Raw genomic sequence first — 18122 nt, 5'->3', positions numbered from 1 at the left:
GTCCATGTTCGACTACCGGAAAGTGCGGGTTGGATGAAGATCTTGGTTACTGGTGGTGCCGGGTATATCGGGTCCGTGGTTTCGCATCAGTTGGTGGGTGCGGGGCATGAGGTCGAGATCGTGGATGATCTGTCGACCGGGTTTGCGTCGAATCTGGCCGGCGGGGCGAAGTTTCATCAGATGTCCGTGCATGATGTCGGCGAGATACTCACGCCTACCGCGGGTTTCGAGGCGGTGCTGCACTTCGCCGGGAAGATCGAAGTGGCGGAGTCGGTGCGGAATCCGGAGAAGTATTGGCAGCAGAACATCGAGGGGTCGTTGGCACTGTTGCGCGCGATCCGCGCTGCTGCGGTGCCGAGGTTGATTTTCTCGAGCACCGGATCGATGTATTACGGTGACGGCACGCGTCCGTTCGACGAGACGAACGAGGTCAGGCCGCAGAATCCGTACGCGGCAACGAAGGCAATAATCGACTTGATGATCGCAGGCGAGTGCGGCGCGGGGAATCTGGCGGCGGCGAGCCTGCGGTACTTCAATGCCTCCGGCGCGGTGCTGGCCGAGGGGCGGTGGTTGGGCGAACGCCATGATCCCGAGAGCCATTTGATCCCGATCCTGCTGCAAACCGCGCTCGGCGAACGGGAGTCGTTCACGCTGTACGGGACCGACTACCCGACGACAGACGGGTCGTGCCGGCGCGACTATGTGCATGTCAGCGATCTGGCCGAAGCACACCTGCTCGCGCTGGACGCGCTCGAGCCAGGCCGCCACGAGATCTTCAATCTCGGTAATGGGCAAGGGTTCTCGAACCTCGAGGTCCTCGAGACCGTCCGCACCGTCACCGGCCGCGAGTTCCCGGTGCTGATCGGTGACCGGCGACCGGGCGACCCTGCGATCAGCGTCGCCTCGAGCGAGAAGGCACACCGAGTGCTCGGCTGGAAGCCGCAGCGACCGGAACTCGCCGACATCATCGCCGACGCATGGGCGTTCCATCAGGCTGTCCACGCCGAGATCCGATTCTGACCTCGAGTCAGCGCGATTCAGTGGTCAGGCGGCGGCAAGCGTACCTATAGCTCCACGCCGACACCCTGAACCTTCCCGGGCGACGGTTCACTTCCCGTCGGACAGCCAGCCGGAGTTCAGCGCACGCTCGGCGTCCGAGGTCAGCGCACCTAGGACGCGGAGCCGGGCGATACCGCCGTCGGGGTAGATGTCGACCCGGATGTGGGTGGCCTGGCGGTCGGAGGGTGCGAGCCGGAAACGGTGTGGGGTGTCGGGTTGCAGTGTGGTTCTGGGCAACAGCTCGAACCAAGCCGGATCGTCGACCGGCGGTAGAGGTTGGCCGGTCGGGTGATCGATGCCGAGCACCCGCGCCTCACCCGGCGCGTTGAAAAGCAGGTTGGTGGTGTCGAGTTCGATGACAGCAGGAACGCCTTGGGCGGCCAGTTGGATTGTTGCCCAGTCATTTCCGGCGTCTCGGCGGCGGGCGGTTTCCCATCCTTCGGCCTGGTTGCGAGCCAAACCTGGGGCGAGCATGTTGTCGGGTGCTGAATAGAACATGTTGGAGCAGGCGATCGTTCGCGCACCGTGCTCCAGGGCGGCGAGATCGACGGTGAGCCCGATCAGAAGGGCGGGGTCGGGCACCACTTCGCCGTGCACGCGGAGCCGGGCGACACCACCATCAGGGTAGATGTTGAGGCGGACGTGGGTGAAGATGCGGTCGTCGGAGATCGGCAGCTCATGTTTGGCGTCGCCGCTCAGGGCGGTGCGCGGCAGGATCTCGACCCAGTCGGCCGAATCCAGTTGGGACGGTGACGGATAGCCGGGAGCCCGGCACGCTTCGATCGAGGTGAAGGGCGGATAGTTGCCCTTGAACCAGGCGGTGTCGATGACGACGCCGCGAATCACACCGGGCATGCCGAGCCGGATGACGGCCCAGTCGTGGCCGGGTCCGCGGTGGCGGCGGGTCTCCCAACCGTCGTACTCCTGACCTTTGGGGCCGAAGGTGTGCTCGGCGAAGCGGGGTTCCCAAGGGTTGATGAGGTTTTCGCGTTCCTCGAACGATTCGTCACTGGCGGCGACGACGCCTGCTCGGTTCGTGCGGAGCGCTAGGTCGGGCAGGCTGGTGAAGTCAGACATGGTTCCCCTGTCGGTTGTGATGCAAGGCGATCAGGTTGCCCGCGGGCGGCCTGCCGTTGCCGACGACCCGGCCGCGCAGCCAGGTGGCGTGGACGAGGCCGCGCAGTTCGCGGCCGCCGTAGGGTGTGATCGGGTTCTTGTGCGCGAGCGTGGCCGGGTCGACGGTGATCGGCGCCCACGGGTCGAAGGCGACCAGGTCGGCGTCGCAGCCGATCGCGATGCGGCCCTTGTGCTGCAGCCCTGCGAGTTCGGCCGGCGCGGACGCCATCCAGCGGACCACGTCGGTCAGCCGGAAGCCGCGTTCGGCGGCGGCGGTCCACACGGCGGGCAGGCCGATCTGCAGCGAGGCGATGCCGCCCCACGCGGTGGCGAAATCACCTTCCTTCAAGTCGGGCGTGCAGGGTGAGTGATCGGAGACCACGCACGAGAGCACCCCGTCGGCCAGTCCTTGCCACAGCGCGTCCTGGTTGCCCGAATCCCGAATCGGCGGACAACATTTGAACGCGGTCGACGATGCTTCGGCGGCGGATAGCGTGAGGTAGTGCGGGCAGGTCTCCGCCGTGATGCGGACGCCGCGCGCCTGAGCCTCTGCGAGCGGCTCGAGGCAGGCGGCCGCCGAGACATGCAGGATGTGCGCACGAACGCCGGTCGCTTCGGCGAGCGCGATAACCTCCTGCACCGCAGCCTTTTCCGCGGCACCTGGCCGCGAATCCAGGAACGCGCGATAGGTGCCGTCGACCGGATCACGCAGGCGCACTGGATCTTCGGCGTGCACGACGAGCAGCCCGTCGAACGCGACGAGCTCGCGCATCACCTGCTCCACCTCGCCGAGTCCGAGCGGCGGGAATTCCTCGACCCCGGACGGTGAAAGGAAGCATTTGAACCCGACGACGCCCGCATCGTGCAGTGGTCGCAGCGACGCCAGGTTCCCCGGGATCGCACCGCCCCAGAACGCCACGTCCACGTGACACTGCCCAGCCGCAACAGACCGTTTGGTCTCTAAATCGGGCACGCTGACCGTCGGCGGCAGCGAATTGAGCGGCATGTCGACGATGGTCGTCACCCCGCCCGCCGCGGCGGCCTTGGTCGCAGTGGCGAAACCCTCCCACTCGGTCCGCCCCGGCTCGTTGACGTGCACGTGCGAATCCACCAACCCCGGCAACACGACGAGGTCGGCGAGGTCGGTGGTCGCGGCGGCAGGCAACTCCGCCGTGTAGTCGGCCAGGGCGGCAATCTTGCCGTCCTGCACCGCAATTGACGCCGCCCGAATTCCCTCCGGCAATGCGACCCGCCGCGACCGGATAACCAGATCATGCATGGGCAGTCGCTCCCAGCCAGGCGCCGGCGATCTCGCCGGACAGCCGTTCCAACAGGGGTCCGGCGTTCGCGATGCACACCTCGGGGTCGGGTTCGAGGTCGGTCAACGCGTACGCCTGCTCTATGTGGGCACGGCGCAGCTGCTCGCTGGTGAGCGAGCGCTGGCCTGCCACCGCGACGACAGGCACGGTGGCGCCTGCCGCGGCCCGAGCAACCCCGACCGGCGCTTTGCCGTGCAGGGTCTGCGGGTCGAGCGAGCCTTCGCCGGTGATCACCAGCCGGGCGCCCGCGATCTGCTCGGTAAAGGACATCAGCTCGAGGATGATCTCGATGCCGGGCCGCACGGTTGCGCCGAGGAAGGCGAGTGCGGCATAGCCGACTCCCCCAGCCGCGCCCGCACCCGGCCGCTCGGCGACATCGGCGCCGAGATCGCGTTCGACGATCGCGGCCAACCGTGCCAGGCCCCACTCCAATTCGTCCACATCGCCCGCCCGTGCGCCCTTCTGCGGACCGTAGACGTGCGCAGCACCGCGCGGCCCGAGCAACGGGTTGTCGACGTCGGAGGCCACGATGATCGGCACCTGCAGCATGTCGGTGGCGTCGATGCGGGCCAACCGGCTCAATGCCGCACCGCCCGGTGGCAATTCGCGATCCTGCTCATCGAGGAACCGCACGCCGAGCGCCGACATCATGCCGACCCCGCCGTCGGTGCACGCGCTGCCGCCGAGCCCGAGCACCACCCGCCTGGCACCGCGGGCCGCGGCGGCACGGATCAGCTCGCCGGTGCCGTAACTCGTTGCGGCCATGGCAGTGTGGAAAGTCGGCCGAATAGGCAGCCGACGCAGGCCGGACGCTTCCGCGAGTTCGATAACGGCCGCTTCGCCCCTCATCGCGAACGAGGCAGCCACCGGCAATCCCAGTGGACCGGTGACGCTCGTCTGGAAGCGGACGAAGCCCGACTCCACCACCGCGTCGACGGTGCCGTCCCCACCGTCGGCCACCGGCATGGTGACCACGGGAACGTCTGGGCGGACCCGGCGGAGTCCGGTCGCGATATGCGCGGCGACCTGGGGCGCGGTCAGCGACCCCTTGAATTTGTCGGGGGCGACGACGCAATGTCCTTCGCGCCACCCGCCGCGCATATCCGTGCCGAACTCCGCGGTATCGAACGTCGCGGGCTGGTGGGAAGCGTCCGGCCCGCTCACCTGCCGCCTCCGACCGGTTCCGGTTCCGGTTCGATGGCGACAGTGGCAGTCGGCGCGTCCGCGGCGGACAGCGCCAGGTCTTCGAATTCCACGATGTTGTCGATCTCCAGGCCCATCGACACGTTCGTCACGCGCTCGAGGATCACCTCGACCACCACGGGCACCCGGAATTCGACGATCATCTTCTTCGCGTTCTCCAGTGCGGGCCCGATGCCGTCCGGTTCGAAGACGCGAATCGCCTTGCAGCCCAACCCTTCGGCCACCTTGACGTGGTCGACACCGTAGCCGCCGACCTCGGGGCTGTTGATGTTGTCGAAGTCGAGCTGGACGTAGTAGTCCATGCTGAAGTTCCGCTGCGCCTGACGGATCAGGCCCAGGTACGAATTGTTCACCAGCACATGGATATACGGGATGTTGAATTGGGCGCCGACCGCCAATTCCTCGATGAGGAACTGGAAGTCGTAGTCGCCGGACAACGCGACGACGGTCGCCTCCGGGTCCGCAGTCGCTACACCGAGCGCGGCGGGCAGGGTCCAGCCGAGCGGACCGGCCTGGCCCGCGTTGATCCAATGCCGCGGCCGGTAGACGTGCAGCAGCTGCGAGGCCTGGATCTGGGACAGCCCGATGGTGCTGACATAGCGGACGTCTGGTCCGAACGCCCGGTTCATCTCCTCGTAGACGCGCTGCGGTTTGATCGGCACGTTGTCGAAGTGGGTCTTGCGCTGGCCCTGCTGCTTTCGCGCACGTACCTGCGCCGCCCATGCGCTGCGGTCGGGCAGGTCTCCCGCCGCCGCGAGCTCACGGGCCACCTCGAGAAAGACCCGCAGCGCCGCGCCCGCGTCGGAGGTGATGCCGAAGTCCGGCGCGAACACCCGGCCGATCTGGGTCGGCTCGATGTCGACGTGCACGAAAGTGCGGTCTTTGGTGTAGGTTTCGACGCCGCCGGTGTGCCGGTTGGCCCACCGGTTGCCGATGCCGAGCACGAAATCGGATTCCAGCAGCGTGGCGTTGCCGTACCGGTGCGAGGTCTGCAAGCCGACCATGCCCGCGTGCAGCGCGTGATCGTCGGGGATGGTGCCCCAGCCCATCAGCGTCGGCACCACGGGAACGCCGGTCAGCTCGGCGAATTCGACAAGCAGGTGCGCGGCGTCGGCGTTGACGATGCCACCGCCTGCGACAAGCAACGGGCGCTCAGACGCGTTCAGCATCGCGAGTGCCTTCTCCGCCTGCGCACGCGTAGCAGCCGGGCGGTGCACCGCCAGCGGCTCATAGGTTTCGATGTCGAACTCGATCTCGGCGAGTTGCACATCGATCGGCAGGTCGATCAGCACAGGGCCGGGCCTGCCCTCGCGCATCAGCTGAAAGGCCTTCTGGAACGTGCCCGGCACCTGCGCCGGTTCGAGCACGGTGACCGCCCACTTCGCCACCGGCGCGGCGATCGACGAGATGTCGACGGCCTGGAAGTCCTCCTTGTGCAGCTTCGCGACCGGCGCCTGGCCGGTGATGCACAGGATCGGGATGGAATCCGCACTGGCCGAATACAGCCCGGTGATCATGTCGGTGCCCGCCGGGCCCGACGTGCCGATGCAGACACCGATGTTGCCCGCGGCCGCGCGGGTGTACCCCTCCGCCATGTGCGAGGCAGCCTCGACATGGCGGGCAAGCACATGCTTGATGCCGCCGTGCGCCTTCATCGCGCTGTAGAACGGGTTGATCGCCGCGCCGGGCAGCCCGAAAGCCTGTGTCGAGCCCTCTTTTTCGAGGATCAGCACGGCGGCGTCGACGGTGCGCATCTTCATGCTTCGCTCCGGCCCGACAGCGCCTCGGCCACCAGCAGCAGGCCCGAGTGGTCAAGCGAACCGTAGCCCATGGCCCGCGCCGCGGCGATCAGCTGCGCGGTGAGCGCACCCATCGGGATGGACACCTCAGCCTCGCGGGCGGCCTGCAGGATGATGCCCATGTCCTTGTGGTGCAGGTCGATTCGGAAGCCGGGCACGAAGTTGCGGGCCAGCATGGTCTCGCGCTTGAGCTCGAGGATCTTGCTGCCCGCGAGCCCGCCTGCCAGCACGTCGAGGCCCTTGGCCGCGTCGGCGCCGAGGTTCTCCATCAGCAGGATCGCCTCGGCCACCAGGGCGTAGGTGCCGCCGACGACGAGTTGGTTGGCCGCCTTGACACATTGGCCCGCGCCGTTGCCGCCGACCAACGCGAAGGTCTTGCCGACCGTCTCGAAAATCGGCGTCGCGGCCTCGAAGTCGGCCGCGGCGCCACCGACCATGATGGACAGCGCCGCGTTCACCGCACCCGCCTCGCCGCCGCTGACCGGGGCGTCGAGCACCCGCAGCCCGTTCTTCTGGCCCTGTTCGGCGGTCCACGTCGCGGTCTTCGGGGTGATCGTGGAGAAATCGATGTAGAGCGCGCCGGGCACCGAGTGCTCGACGATCTCGGGGAAGACCGCCTCGATCTGCTCGTCCTGCGGCAGCATCGTGATGATGACGTCCTTGTCCCGCACCGCCTCCGCGACGCTCGGGGCGGCGGAACCACCGGCGGCCTTCAGCTTGTCGAGCCCCTTCGGGCCGATGTCGTAGCCGGTCACCTCGTGGCCGGCGGCGACAAGGTGGCCCGCCATCGGGCTTCCCATGATTCCGAGGCCGATAAAGGCGATCTTGGTCATTTGATCCACGTCCAATCCAGCTCGGGGTCTTTGTATTCGAGGCCGATCCAGCCGTCGTAGCCTGCGGCGGCGAGGGTGTCGAAGAGCGTGGCGAAGTCGAGCTCGCCGGTGCCCGGCCTGCCGCGGCCGGGATCGTCGGCGATCTGTACGTGGCCGAGGTGGCGCGCGTGCGTCTTGATCACCTCGATCAGGTTCTCGTCCATCTTTGCCAGGTGGTAGAGGTCGCAGAGGAACCGCACGTTCGGCGCGCCGGTCTGCTCGATCACGCGCACGGCATGCTCGGCGCTGACGATCGGATAGTGCGGCGACTCATGGGCATTCAGTGCTTCGACGAGGACGACGGCACCGATCCGGTCAGCGGCGTTCGCGGCGAGCCGCAGGTTCTCCAGCGCGATCTCGTCCTGCACCGCCGGGTCCTCGCCCGCAATGCGGTTGCCGTACAGGGCATTCAGGGCGCGGCAGCCGGTGCGCTCGGCGATGCCGACCGCCACCTCGATGTTGTCCCGGAACCTGGTGACCTCACCCGGCACCGAAACCAGCCCGCGACCCACCGGAATCAGATCGATGAAATTCAGGCCGACCAAGACAACGCCTGCGTCATCCATCGCGCGAACGAACGCATCGATCTCTTTGTCGGCAGGTGTCGGGTCTTCACCGAAGGGCCACCAGAATTCGACCGCGTCGAATCCGGCCGCCTTGGCTGCGGCGGGACGTTCCAGCAGCGGCAGATCGGTGAAGAGAATCGAACAATTGACGTCGAATTTCGGGAGACCGGACTCCCCTGCGTAATGCTTCATTCAGCTCCTTCGCGATATTTCTTCCAGCTGCCGATCCGCGTGATGTCGATCAGTTCCGGGTACGAGGTCGGCGGACGGCGCAACACCATCGAGAGGACCGAGCGACCGTCGTCCAGCTCGATCGCGCCGAGCTCGAGCTCCGGCGGTTCAGCGGGAAGCAGCTGCTCACGGAGCACATCGAGCGGCACGTCGAACAGCTCGCCGACGATCGAATGTCCGCCGTCCGGCGCGGGGTCGAGGCCGGGAAAGCGGTCGCCGACCGAGAAGAATCGGTAGCGCGGAGCGGTTTTCGCTTCACCGGCGAACGGCGCACCGTTCAACAGATGATTGAGCGGCCCTCCGCGCATGGCGGAGCCGTTCAGGAAAATCAACGGCATTATCGGGTCCTTTATCTCGAATTGCACCAAGTATGCGTGGATTACGCGCTATCGGGGTAGATGAGATCAACCCAAAGGTGGTCGATCATTCTCCGGCCGATTTCGTAGGATGCTCCAGCCGATCACCGGACAGGCAATAAGTCCCGGTGAATCGGGCCGTCGCTGACGGTGAGCGGCTGTGTCGAGCCGCCTCGGCGGACCGCCACGATCTCGGCGGCGATGGCGACCGCGGTCTCGGCAGGCGTACGCCCGCCCAGATCGAGTCCGATCGGCGAATGCAGCACGGCCAGTTCGGATTCCGACAAGCCGGCGGCGAGAAGTGCGGCCATCCGCTCGTCATGGGTTCGCCGCGATCCCATCGCGCCGACGTAGGCGACGGGAAGCCGTAAAGCCAACTCCAGCAACGGGATATCGAACTTCGCGTCGTGCGTCAGCACGCACAGCACCGTCCTGGCGTCGACCGTGGTTCGGGCCAGATACTTGTCGGGCCACTCGACGACCACCTCGTGCGCGTCCGGAAAGCGGGCCGGGGTAGCGAACACCGGCCTGGCGTCGCACACGGTGACGTGATAGCCGAGGAACCGGCCGACGCTGGTCACCGCGGACGCGAAATCTACTGCACCGAAGACGATCATGCGCGGCGGCGGTACGTAGGATTCCACGAACACGGTGCGTTCACGACTGCCGCAGCCGATCACCCGCACCCCGGTGCTTCCGGTGTCGAGCATGGCCCGCCCCTCCGCGACGACCGTTGGTTCGAAGGTCGCGCCGAGCGTCCACCACGGCCCCAAAGCCATTGCGGCACCGGTATCCAGGTCACGCACCAGGGCCACCGGCTCGGCCGACCGCAGCAGCGCCTCGATCGTGTCGTGCTCGGCAGGCGTGATCGGCTGGACGAATACCTCGATGGTGCCGCCGCAGGTCAGTCCGACGGCAAAAGCGTCATCGTCGCTGTACCCGAAACTTGCGCGCACCGGCCGCCCGGTACGCAGCACCTCGCGGCAGAGCTCATACACCGCACCCTCGACGCAGCCACCGGAAATGCTCCCGATCACTACGCCTTCGGCGTCCACCGCCAGGGCGGCGCCCGGCGGCCGCGGCGCACTGCCGCTGACACCGATGACGGTGGCTACGGCGTAGGACTTGCCCGCCGAATGCCATTGCAAGAGTTCTGCCGCGAGGTCACGCATTGTTCTGCCGTTCTATCCGCCGAGCAATAGTTCGATGGCCGAGATGCCGAAGTAGCCTGCGAAGACCACGGCGACCACCCAGATCAGCCAATGGATTTCGCGGAACTTCCCGCGCGCCGCCTTGATCACCACGTACGCGATGACACCCGCGCCGACACCATTGGTGATCGAGTAGGTGAAGGGCATCAGCACGATGGTGAGGAACGCGGGCACCGCGACCTCCAGGTCGGCCCAGTCGATCTTGCGGGCCTGGGTCATCATCAACGCGCCGACGAGCACCAGCGCCGGGGCGGCTGCTTGGATCGGCACCACCGCCGCGAGCGGGGTGAACAATACTGCGAGACAGAACAATCCACCGGTCATCACGCTCGCCAAGCCGGTACGGGCGCCCTCACCGACGCCCGTCGCCGACTCGACATAAACGGTGTTTCCCGCCCCGCCGCTGACACCGCCGATGACCTGCCCGATGCCGTCGATGGTCAACACCTTGCCGAGGCCGGGCATGGTGCCGCGCTCGTCGAGCAGCCCCGCCTCGTCACAGACGCCGAACACGGTGCCCATGGCGTCGAAGAAGCCGGTGAGCACCAGGGTGAACAGCACGACGCCTGCGACAAGCCCACCCGCCCTGGCGAATCCGCCGATCAGGTCGACGTTCAGCAGGAGCCCGAAGTCCGGCGCCGCGAAGAAGCCCTTCGGTGTCTCCGGCACCACCGGGCCCCATGCCTTCGCGTCGACCTTCGCCAGCGAGTTCACCGCGATGGCGAGCACGGTGGCGATGGCGATGCTGATCAGGATCGCACCGGGCACCTTGCGGATGAACAGCGCGAGCATGAGCAGCAGCCCGACCGCGAAAATCACTACGGGCCAACCGGAGAGGTGACCGCTTGCACCGAGCGTGACCGGCGGGCCGGTCTGCGCCCCGTGCCCGACCACTCCGGCCGAGACCAGACCGATCATCGCGATGAACATGCCGATGCCGACGCCGATCGCGTTCTTCAGCGACAGCGGAATGGCATTGATGATCATCGTGCGCAGACCGGTCGCCGCCAGGATCACGATGACGACGCCCATCAACACCACCAGGCCCATGGCCTGCGGCCACGTCATGTACGGTGCCGCTTGGAAGGCGACCACCGGGACGACACCGAGGCCGGCCGCCAACGCGAGTGGAACGTTGCCGACGACGCCCATCAGAATGGTGCTCAGCCCCGCGGAAAACGCGGTGGCGGTGGTGAGTTGGGCGATGCTCAGGCTGTTGCCGTCGATATCCTTGACACCGCCGATGATCAGCGGGACGAGCAGGATAACGTAGGCCATCGCGACGAATGTGGTGATGCCGCCGCGGATTTCGCGCGAGACGGTGGTGTTGCGTGCACTCAGCCGGAAAAATCTGTCGAGCGCGGACCTTCCGGTGGCCGGCTCCGGGGTGGCGGAGTGGGTCTGTACTTGGGTCATTGGCGTGCCCTCCTCGGGGCATAGCCGACCTGCGATCCGGCGTGAGCAGCCGGATCGCCTGGTTCGGTTCTGCTGTTGTGGGGTCCCTACCGCCGTGCCGAGCGGGGCACGAAAGGCGGTCTGCCCCTGTTGATCAACTGCTCCGGATGATGTCTTCCGGACGCACCGGCACTCGGTTGATGTGCACGGTTCCTCCCGCGGATCGGCATGCGTCGCGTATGGCCGAGACGATCGCAGGAGTCGAGGAGAGCGTGGGTGGCTCCCCGGCGCCGCGCAGCCCGTATGGGGCGTGCGGGTCGGCGTTTTCGAGAATCTCGAGCCGCTGTGGCGGCGAATCGAGGATGGTGGGGATCAGATAGTCGGTGAAGGACGGGTTGAGCACCTTTCCGTCGCGGACCTGGATTTCCTCCATGACCGCCAGGCCGAGGCCCTGGGCGGAGCCGCCGTGGATCTGGCCCTCCAGCGACAGGCGGTTCATGATCTTGCCGACGTCCTGGACCGCGTCCAGTGCGACGACCTTGACGAGGCCGAGTTCGGTGTCGACGTCCACCACGGCGCGATGCACGCACAGGGCCAGCTGGGTGTGGCTGTTGCCCTGTCCCGTCACCGGATCCATGCCCGTGGTCGGCTTGTGGTGGTATTTCCTTGTCTCCTCGATGATTTCGTCACCGAGGAGATCCACGATCGCGGCGTACACTTCGCCGCGCTCGGACACCACTTTGCCGCCGACCAACCGCAGGCCGCGGGTGGCGCCGAAACGTCCTTGGGCCAAGGCGAGTACGCGCATCCGCACCGCCTCGCACGCGGCCTTGACCGCGCCGCCGGTCATGTAGGTCTGCCTGGAGGCCGAAGAGGAACCGGCGCTGTCGATCTGGTTGTCCGCCGGATGGATGGTGACCCGCTCGATGCCGAGTTCGGTGCGCGCGATCTGCGCTTCGACGGTGACCAGGCCCTGACCGACCTCGGCGGCCGCGGTGTGCACCAGCGCGACGGGTTCGCCGCCGATCACCTCGAGTCGCACCCTTGCGGTCGAATAGTCGTCGAAACCCTCGGAGAAGCAGATGTTTTTGATGCCGACGCCGTAGCCGATGCCGCGCACCACGCCCTCGCCGTGCGTGGTCTGCGAGGCGCCACCGGGCAGGTTGCGGATATCGGACGGGTCGAGCGGTGCGGGCAGCGGCATCGCGCGAGCCTGCGCCAGCATCTCCGACATCGGCATCGGCGCATGGATGATCTGGCCGGTCGCCAGCTTGGAGCCCTGGGAGACCGCGTTCACCTGACGCACGTGCACCGGATCGAGGTCGAGCGTCTCGGCGATCTTGTCCATCGTCGACTCGTGCGCGAAACAGGCTTGTACCGCGCCGAATCCACGCATCGCGCCGCACGGCGGGTTGTTCGTGTAGACGCCGTACGCGTCGATCTTGATGTGCGGAACCTCGTAGGGCCCCAAGGCAAGTGAGGACGCGTTGCCGGTGACGTTCAGCGTGGCCGAGGTGTAGGCACCGCCGTCGAGCACGATCTGCACGTCGGCGAAGACGATCTTGCCCGCCCTGGTCACGCCGTACTCGTACCGCATCTGCGCCGGATGCCGGTGCACATGCCCGAAGAAGGATTCCTCGCGGTTGTACATCATCTTGATCGGCTTTCCGGTGTAGAGCGCGAGCATGCCCGCGTGGATCTGCATCGACAGGTCCTCGCGGCCGCCGAACGCGCCGCCGACGCCGGCCAGGGTCATCCTGATCTTGTCCGCGGCCAGGCCGAGACAGGGACCGATCTGGTCGAGGTCGTTGTGCATCCACTGGGTGGCGATGTAGAAGTCCAGCCCACCGACCTCGTTCGGCGCGACCAGACCCGCCTCGGGGCCGAGGAACGCCTGGTCCTGAATGCCGACCTCGTATTCGCCGGTCACCACCACATCGGACAGCGCGCGGCCGACCGCGAGATCGCCGACCCGGACGGGCTGATGCCTGGCGATACCGCCGCGTCCCTGCACCGCGTTGGCCACCGGGTCGGCGATCACCGCGAGCGGATCGGTGATGGGGGTCAGCACCTCCCACTCGATCGCGATGACTTCGATGGCGCGGCGGGCGATTTCGGGATGGTCCGCGGCGACCAGGGCGATCGGCTCGCCGTGGTGGCGGACCTCGTCGAACGCCAATACCGGCTGGTCCCAGGTCATGTCGAGCCCGTAGTGCTTGCGGCCCGGCACATCCTCGTGGGTGAGCACCGCGTACACGCCGGGCAAGGCCAGAGCCTGGCTGATGTCCATGCTCAGGATGCGGGCACGCGGGTGCGGACTACGCAATGTGGCACCCCACAGCATGCCGTCCATCCAGAGGTCGGAGGCATAGGCGAAGTCGCCCTTGACCTTCAGCGTGCCGTCCGGGCGCAGCGGGCTCTCGCCGATGCCGCCCTTGCCCGGTGCGGCGACCTCGCCGGGGAATCGGGTGCCTCGTACCGCGGTCATCGTGACTCCTCCCGCTCCAGTAGCCGCTGGCGCGCTGCCGCCCCCGCCCTGCCGACGGCATCGTGGGATACGGTGCGCAGCTCGTCGTTCTCGACGACGGTCCGGCCGCCGACGAGCAAACGGGCCAGTGGCGGCGTCGGGCCGAATACCAAGGCGCACACCGGGTCGGTGAGCGCGGCACGGAATCCGTCGACCCGCCACATCGCGATGTCCGCGAGCTTGCCTACCTCGAGGCTGCCGATCTCCTGCTGACGGCCGAGGTTTCGCGCTCCACCCAGGGTGCCGATCTCCAAGGCCTGGCGCGCGGTCAGCGCGGTCGGTCCGTGCACGGCGCGCTGGAACAGCATTGCCTGGCGCAATTCGCCTGCCATCGAGGTCAATTCGCTCGACGCGGCGCCGTCGACACCGAGGCCGACCGTCGCGCCCGCACGCAGCAGCTCCGAGACCCTGGCGATGCCCGCGCCGAGACGCGCGTTGGAGCTGGGGCAATGCGCTGAGCCGGTGCCGGTTTCGGCGAAGCGGCGGATGTCGGCGTCGTGCAGGTGCACCGCGTGGGCGAACCACACGTCGTCGCCGAGCCAGCCGAGCTTCTCCATGTATTCCACAGGCGTGCAACCCATCTGCTCGCGGCAGTGCTCTTCCTCGTCGAGGGTTTCGGCGAGATGGGTATGTAGCCGGACGCCCTTGGTGCGAGCCAGCAGCGCCGCGTCGGTCATCAAGCCCTCGCTCACCGAGAACGGCGAGCAGGGCGCGACGGCGACCCGGAGCATCGAGTCGAACGACGGATCGTGGTACTTGTCAATGGTTTCCGAGGTGTTCAGCAAGATCTCGTCGCGATCCTCGACCACCTCGTCCGGCGGCAGACCGCCTGCGGACTGACCGCGGTCCATCGAGCCGCGGCACGGATGGAACCGGATGCCGAGCTCGTTGGCGGCCCTGACTTCGGCCTCGAACAGATCGCCGCGTCCCTTCGGGAACACGTAGTGATGGTCGCTGCTTGTGGTGGTCCCGGTCAGCGCGAGCCAGCCCAATCCGGCCGACGCGGCGCCGTAGACGACGTCGGCGTCCATGCCTGCCCAGGTGCGGTAGAGCCCGGTGAGCCATTCGAACAGCGTCGAATCCTGGTACAGGCCCTGGGTCGCCCACTGGTAGAGGTGATGGTGGGTGTTGACCAGACCGGGCGTGACCAGGCAGCCGGTGCCGTCGATGCGCCGCGCGTCCGGGAGGACGGGAGCGGGTCCAGCACCGATCGACGCGATGCGGCCGTCGGCGATCACCACGTGGCCGGACGGAATCTCCGGACCGACAACCGGTGCGATGTAGGCGTTCTCGATGATGGTCTTCGGCTCGTCCGTACTCATTTCGCCGCCGCCTTCCGCTGCGCCGCCAGCCGGACCGCGTCGAGGATCTTCTCGTAACCGGTGCAGCGGCAGAGATTTCCGGCCAGTGCCTCGCGGATCTCCACATCGCTCGGCTCGGGATTGTGCTCGATCAGGTCGTGCGCCTGCACGATGAGACCCGGCGTGCAGAAGCCGCATTGGACCGCGCCTGCTTCGACGAACGCCTGCTGCATCGGATCCAGCTGCGCGCCACTGGCCAGGCCCTCGACGGTGCGCACCGAGCGGCCCTCGGCCTGCCCGGCCGCCACCAGACACGAGCACACCGGGGTGCCATCCAAATAGACGGTGCACGAACCACATTCGCCTTGTTCACAGGCGTTCTTGGAACCGGGCAGGCCCATGCGCTCGCGCAGCATGTAGAGCAGGCTCTCGCCCTCCCAGACGTCGTCGACCGTCTCCTGTGCACCGTTCACGTCGAAGGTCACGCGCATCAGGCTGCCTTCCTTTCTGCTAGGTAGTCCGTCCATGCCCAGCCGAGGGTGCGGCGGGCCAGCACCGAGAGGGCGTGCTTGCGGTAGTCGGCGGTGCCGCGCACGTCGTCGATCGGCTTCGCGGCCGCCGCGACGAGCGCGCCGAACTCGCGGAGCACCTGCTCGGTGAGCGGCGCGGGATCGTGCCACGGCAGCTGCGTTGCCAGGAATTCCTCGGCGGGCTCGGCCCGCAACGGGGTCGGGCCGGACGAGCCGATGCCGGTGCGCGCGGTCGCCGAGGCCGGGTACAGCGCGATCGAGAACGAGCACACCGCGATCACCATGGCGTTGCGGGTGCCGACCTTCGAAAAGTATTGCGGCCCTTCGGCGGGCGGCAGCCAGATCGCCCGGATCAGCTCGTCCGCCTCCAGCGCGGTCTTGCGCACCCAGATGTAGAAATCGTCGATCGGGATCATCCTGGTGCCACGCGCCGCCGACTCGACCTCGACCACCGCGTTGCCCGCGAGCAGCGCGGGGTGGGCGTCGCCGGCCGGCGACGCCCCGCCCAGGTTGCCGCCGACGGTGCCGCGGTTGCGGATCTGCGGCGAGCCGACGGTGCGCGACGCCTGCGCCAGGCCGGGCAGCGGTCCGGCGAGCCGGTTGATGATCCGGACGTACGGCACACCGGAGCCGATGCGGATCTGGCCGTCGATCTCCTTGTACTCGAACAGTTCTCGGCACGGGTTGAGATCGAGCAGCGCGCTCGGCCTGCCCTTGTCGAAGTTCAGCTCGACCATCATGTCGGTGCCGCCCTGGATCGGGCTGGCCTCCGGACGGGCCGCTTTGAGGTCGAGGGCGTCCGCCCAGCTGGTCGGTCGGAGAAAGTCCATCGTCACTCCCACGCCGGACCGGCGGCGGGCGCGTCCTCGCGCAGCACGGTCCCCTCGATCAGGCCGTAGGGACGGTCGGCGGCGTAGAACACCTCGTTGTCGTTCTCCAGTCCGAACGCGGACAGATCGACGACGAAATGGTGCTTGTTGGGCAGCGACAGCTGGACCTCGCCGACCTCGGGGCAGGCGTTCAGCACGCGCTCGCCCATCGCGTACAGCGTCTGCTGCAGCGAATAGCTGTAGGTCTCCGCGAACGCCTCCAGCAGCGCGCTCCTTGCCTCGCGGTAGGTCTTGTCCCAGTCGCTCGGCTCGCCGATGAAGCGCCACTCCGCGTTGACCTCGGTGGCCAGGATGCGGTCGTAGGCTTCCTTCAGCGTCGTGTACTTGTCTTTGAGATAGCCGTGGAACTCCGAACCGGTCGAGTTGAGTACCACCAGACCCTGCAATCCCGCGACAACCCAAGCCTTTTCGCCGTCGTAGTGCGCGCGGGCGGTGCGGGTTTCCTTGCCGGAGCGGACGAACGAGTGCTGATCGTCGCCGGGGTTGAGCACGATCCGCTCCCAGGCGTATTCCTCGACGCTGACCCGCGCATGGTGGATCGACGGCTGCGAGTCGACGAAATGCCGTGCCAGCAGGACGCCGAACGCCTCGGGCGAGCTGATGCCGTGCTCCTTGGCGAACGCGAAGACGGTGTTCTTCTGGGTGTCCGTCGGCAGCACCGCGCCGTTGTCGCCGGTGAGGTGCACGTCGTCCATGTCGCCGGAGAGCGCCACCCCGACATTGAGATCGCGAATCTCGTGCACGCCACCGTTTTTCGTCACGCTGACGACATGGGTCTCCGCTTTGCCATATCGGTTCGGTCCGAGCTTGATCGACATTGTTCAGCTACCTCGATAAGTGGAGTAGGAATACGGGCTCAGCAGCAGCGGCACGTGGTAGTGCGCGGCCGGGTCGGCGACGGTGAAGTCGATGGCGACCGAGGGATAGAAGGGGCTGATCTCGCCGGTGTCGAAAGTCAGCCGGTGCGTGCCGATTTCCGGCGCGGGCAGATCCTTGATCCGGCCGTCGTCGTCGGTGTGCCGCTCGGCGAGCACGGTGCCGTCCGCGCGCGACAGCCGCACCAGCAGCCCCGCCGCGGGCCGCCCGGTCACCGCGTTCAGCACGTGGGTGGACAGACTCACCTCTCCCCCAGCAGCTTTCGCACGCGCAGGCGGGTGATGTCGGCGAGCTCGCTCTGTACCTTGATGCGCTCGTCGAGCACCGAATTGGCCAGGCGCTTGCGCAGCTCGGTGAGCATCTCCTCGGCGCTGCGCCCGGTCGCACGGATCAGGAAGACATGGCCGAAGCGGTCCTCGTAGGCCTGATTGCCCGCGGCGAGCTCTCTGCGCACGGCAAGGTCGGCGGTCGCGGCGCCGGACTGTTCGCCACGCGACCACGCCGCCTCCCGCTCGGACAGCTCGGCCTTCGCACGGTCACCGATGCGCGGATGCGCCGCGAGCGCCTCCTCGACCTCCGGCCAACCCAGCTCGCACACCGCGGTCACCGCGGCGGCGATGACGCTGTCGACGTCGGGGTACGGCCTGGTCGCCGCCACCTTCTGCGCCCACTGCCTGGACGCACAGCAGGCGAGCAGTTCCTGCTCGGCCGCCTCCGGTGACAACGCGTTCAGCCATCCGATGTCGCCTGCCATCTGACCTCCTGTCGGGGTTCGCCAATCTGTTCCGCAAGTACACCCGCCGAGCAGAACCGCAGCTAGAAACGAGAAATCTGAACTGTGCGCCAGTTCACACCGCACTCTTTGTGTGAA

17 protein-coding genes are annotated in these 18122 nt (G+C 67.3%); 1 reads left to right on the top strand and 16 read right to left on the bottom strand.

Annotated features, from left to right (window positions below):
• Nucleotides 1-1020, top strand: a 1020-nt coding sequence (gene galE / locus NA11_RS38715; protein ID WP_369691190.1) for a UDP-glucose 4-epimerase GalE, incomplete at its 5' end; no start/stop codon positions are given.
• An 87-nt stretch (nucleotides 1021-1107) separates the two neighbouring features.
• On the opposite strand, the gene alc is transcribed toward galE, so the two are convergent.
• From alc to uraD, 16 genes are all read right to left on the bottom strand, one after another.
• Nucleotides 1108-2136: an allantoicase gene (alc, locus tag NA11_RS38710; RefSeq protein ID WP_069167063.1), complete on the bottom strand. Its 1029-nt coding sequence runs from the start codon at nucleotides 2134-2136 to the stop codon at nucleotides 1108-1110.
• Nucleotides 2129-3454 (bottom strand): allantoinase AllB, encoded by a 1326-nt coding sequence (gene allB / locus NA11_RS38705; protein WP_069167062.1) that lies wholly within the window; start codon nucleotides 3452-3454, stop codon nucleotides 2129-2131. Before allB ends, alc begins: the two co-directional genes overlap by 8 nt.
• Nucleotides 3447-4658 carry a glycerate kinase gene (locus NA11_RS38700; RefSeq protein WP_245746522.1) on the bottom strand — a complete coding sequence of 404 codons (1212 nt, stop codon included), beginning with the start codon at nucleotides 4656-4658 and terminating at the stop codon, nucleotides 3447-3449. Before NA11_RS38700 ends, allB begins: the two co-directional genes overlap by 8 nt.
• Nucleotides 4655-6457: a glyoxylate carboligase gene (gene gcl, locus NA11_RS38695; RefSeq protein WP_069167061.1), complete on the bottom strand. Its 1803-nt coding sequence runs from the start codon at nucleotides 6455-6457 to the stop codon at nucleotides 4655-4657. Before gcl ends, NA11_RS38700 begins: the two co-directional genes overlap by 4 nt.
• Nucleotides 6454-7329, bottom strand: a complete 876-nt coding sequence (locus NA11_RS38690) for an NAD(P)-dependent oxidoreductase (RefSeq protein ID WP_069167060.1) — start codon at nucleotides 7327-7329, stop codon at nucleotides 6454-6456. The genes gcl and NA11_RS38690 overlap by 4 nt, the downstream gene beginning before the upstream one ends.
• Nucleotides 7326-8126 (bottom strand): hydroxypyruvate isomerase family protein, encoded by an 801-nt coding sequence (locus NA11_RS38685; protein WP_069167059.1) that lies wholly within the window; start codon nucleotides 8124-8126, stop codon nucleotides 7326-7328. The genes NA11_RS38690 and NA11_RS38685 overlap by 4 nt, the downstream gene beginning before the upstream one ends.
• Nucleotides 8123-8503 (bottom strand): allophanate hydrolase-related protein, encoded by a 381-nt coding sequence (locus NA11_RS38680; RefSeq protein ID WP_069167058.1) that lies wholly within the window; start codon nucleotides 8501-8503, stop codon nucleotides 8123-8125. Before NA11_RS38680 ends, NA11_RS38685 begins: the two co-directional genes overlap by 4 nt.
• 122 nt (nucleotides 8504-8625) lie before the next feature.
• The gene (locus NA11_RS38675; RefSeq protein WP_069167057.1) at nucleotides 8626-9693 is read right to left on the bottom strand and encodes an XdhC family protein; all 1068 of its coding nucleotides are present in this window, start codon (nucleotides 9691-9693) and stop codon (nucleotides 8626-8628) included.
• Between the two features lie 12 nt (nucleotides 9694-9705).
• Nucleotides 9706-11148, bottom strand: coding sequence for an NCS2 family permease (locus NA11_RS38670; RefSeq protein WP_069167056.1), 1443 nt, complete (start codon nucleotides 11146-11148; stop codon nucleotides 9706-9708).
• A 133-nt stretch (nucleotides 11149-11281) separates the two neighbouring features.
• Nucleotides 11282-13615 (bottom strand): xanthine dehydrogenase family protein molybdopterin-binding subunit, encoded by a 2334-nt coding sequence (locus NA11_RS38665; RefSeq protein ID WP_174567794.1) that lies wholly within the window; start codon nucleotides 13613-13615, stop codon nucleotides 11282-11284.
• Nucleotides 13612-14976 carry an 8-oxoguanine deaminase gene (locus tag NA11_RS38660; protein ID WP_174567793.1) on the bottom strand — a complete coding sequence of 455 codons (1365 nt, stop codon included), beginning with the start codon at nucleotides 14974-14976 and terminating at the stop codon, nucleotides 13612-13614. The genes NA11_RS38665 and NA11_RS38660 overlap by 4 nt, the downstream gene beginning before the upstream one ends.
• Nucleotides 14973-15446, bottom strand: a complete 474-nt coding sequence (locus NA11_RS38655; protein WP_069167055.1) for a (2Fe-2S)-binding protein — start codon at nucleotides 15444-15446, stop codon at nucleotides 14973-14975. The genes NA11_RS38660 and NA11_RS38655 overlap by 4 nt, the downstream gene beginning before the upstream one ends.
• Nucleotides 15446-16315, bottom strand: a complete 870-nt coding sequence (locus tag NA11_RS38650; protein ID WP_069167054.1) for an FAD binding domain-containing protein — start codon at nucleotides 16313-16315, stop codon at nucleotides 15446-15448. The genes NA11_RS38655 and NA11_RS38650 overlap by 1 nt, the downstream gene beginning before the upstream one ends.
• A gap of 2 nt (nucleotides 16316-16317) precedes the next feature.
• Nucleotides 16318-17193, bottom strand: a complete 876-nt coding sequence (gene pucL, locus NA11_RS38645) for a factor-independent urate hydroxylase (protein WP_069167053.1) — start codon at nucleotides 17191-17193, stop codon at nucleotides 16318-16320.
• A 3-nt stretch (nucleotides 17194-17196) separates the two neighbouring features.
• The gene (uraH, locus tag NA11_RS38640) at nucleotides 17197-17496 is read right to left on the bottom strand and encodes a hydroxyisourate hydrolase (protein ID WP_069167052.1); all 300 of its coding nucleotides are present in this window, start codon (nucleotides 17494-17496) and stop codon (nucleotides 17197-17199) included.
• Complete coding sequence (uraD, locus tag NA11_RS38635; RefSeq protein ID WP_069167051.1) at nucleotides 17493-18005, bottom strand: 2-oxo-4-hydroxy-4-carboxy-5-ureidoimidazoline decarboxylase; 513 nt, start codon at nucleotides 18003-18005, stop codon at nucleotides 17493-17495. Before uraD ends, uraH begins: the two co-directional genes overlap by 4 nt.
• Nucleotides 18006-18122: the final 117 nt, after the last annotated feature.

The sequence above is a fragment of the Nocardia altamirensis NBRC 108246 genome, from assembly GCF_001612685.1.
In the GTDB taxonomy this organism is placed as follows: Bacteria; Actinomycetota; Actinomycetes; order Mycobacteriales; family Mycobacteriaceae; genus Nocardia; species Nocardia altamirensis.
This window is presented reverse-complemented; position numbering and strand designations above follow the sequence as displayed.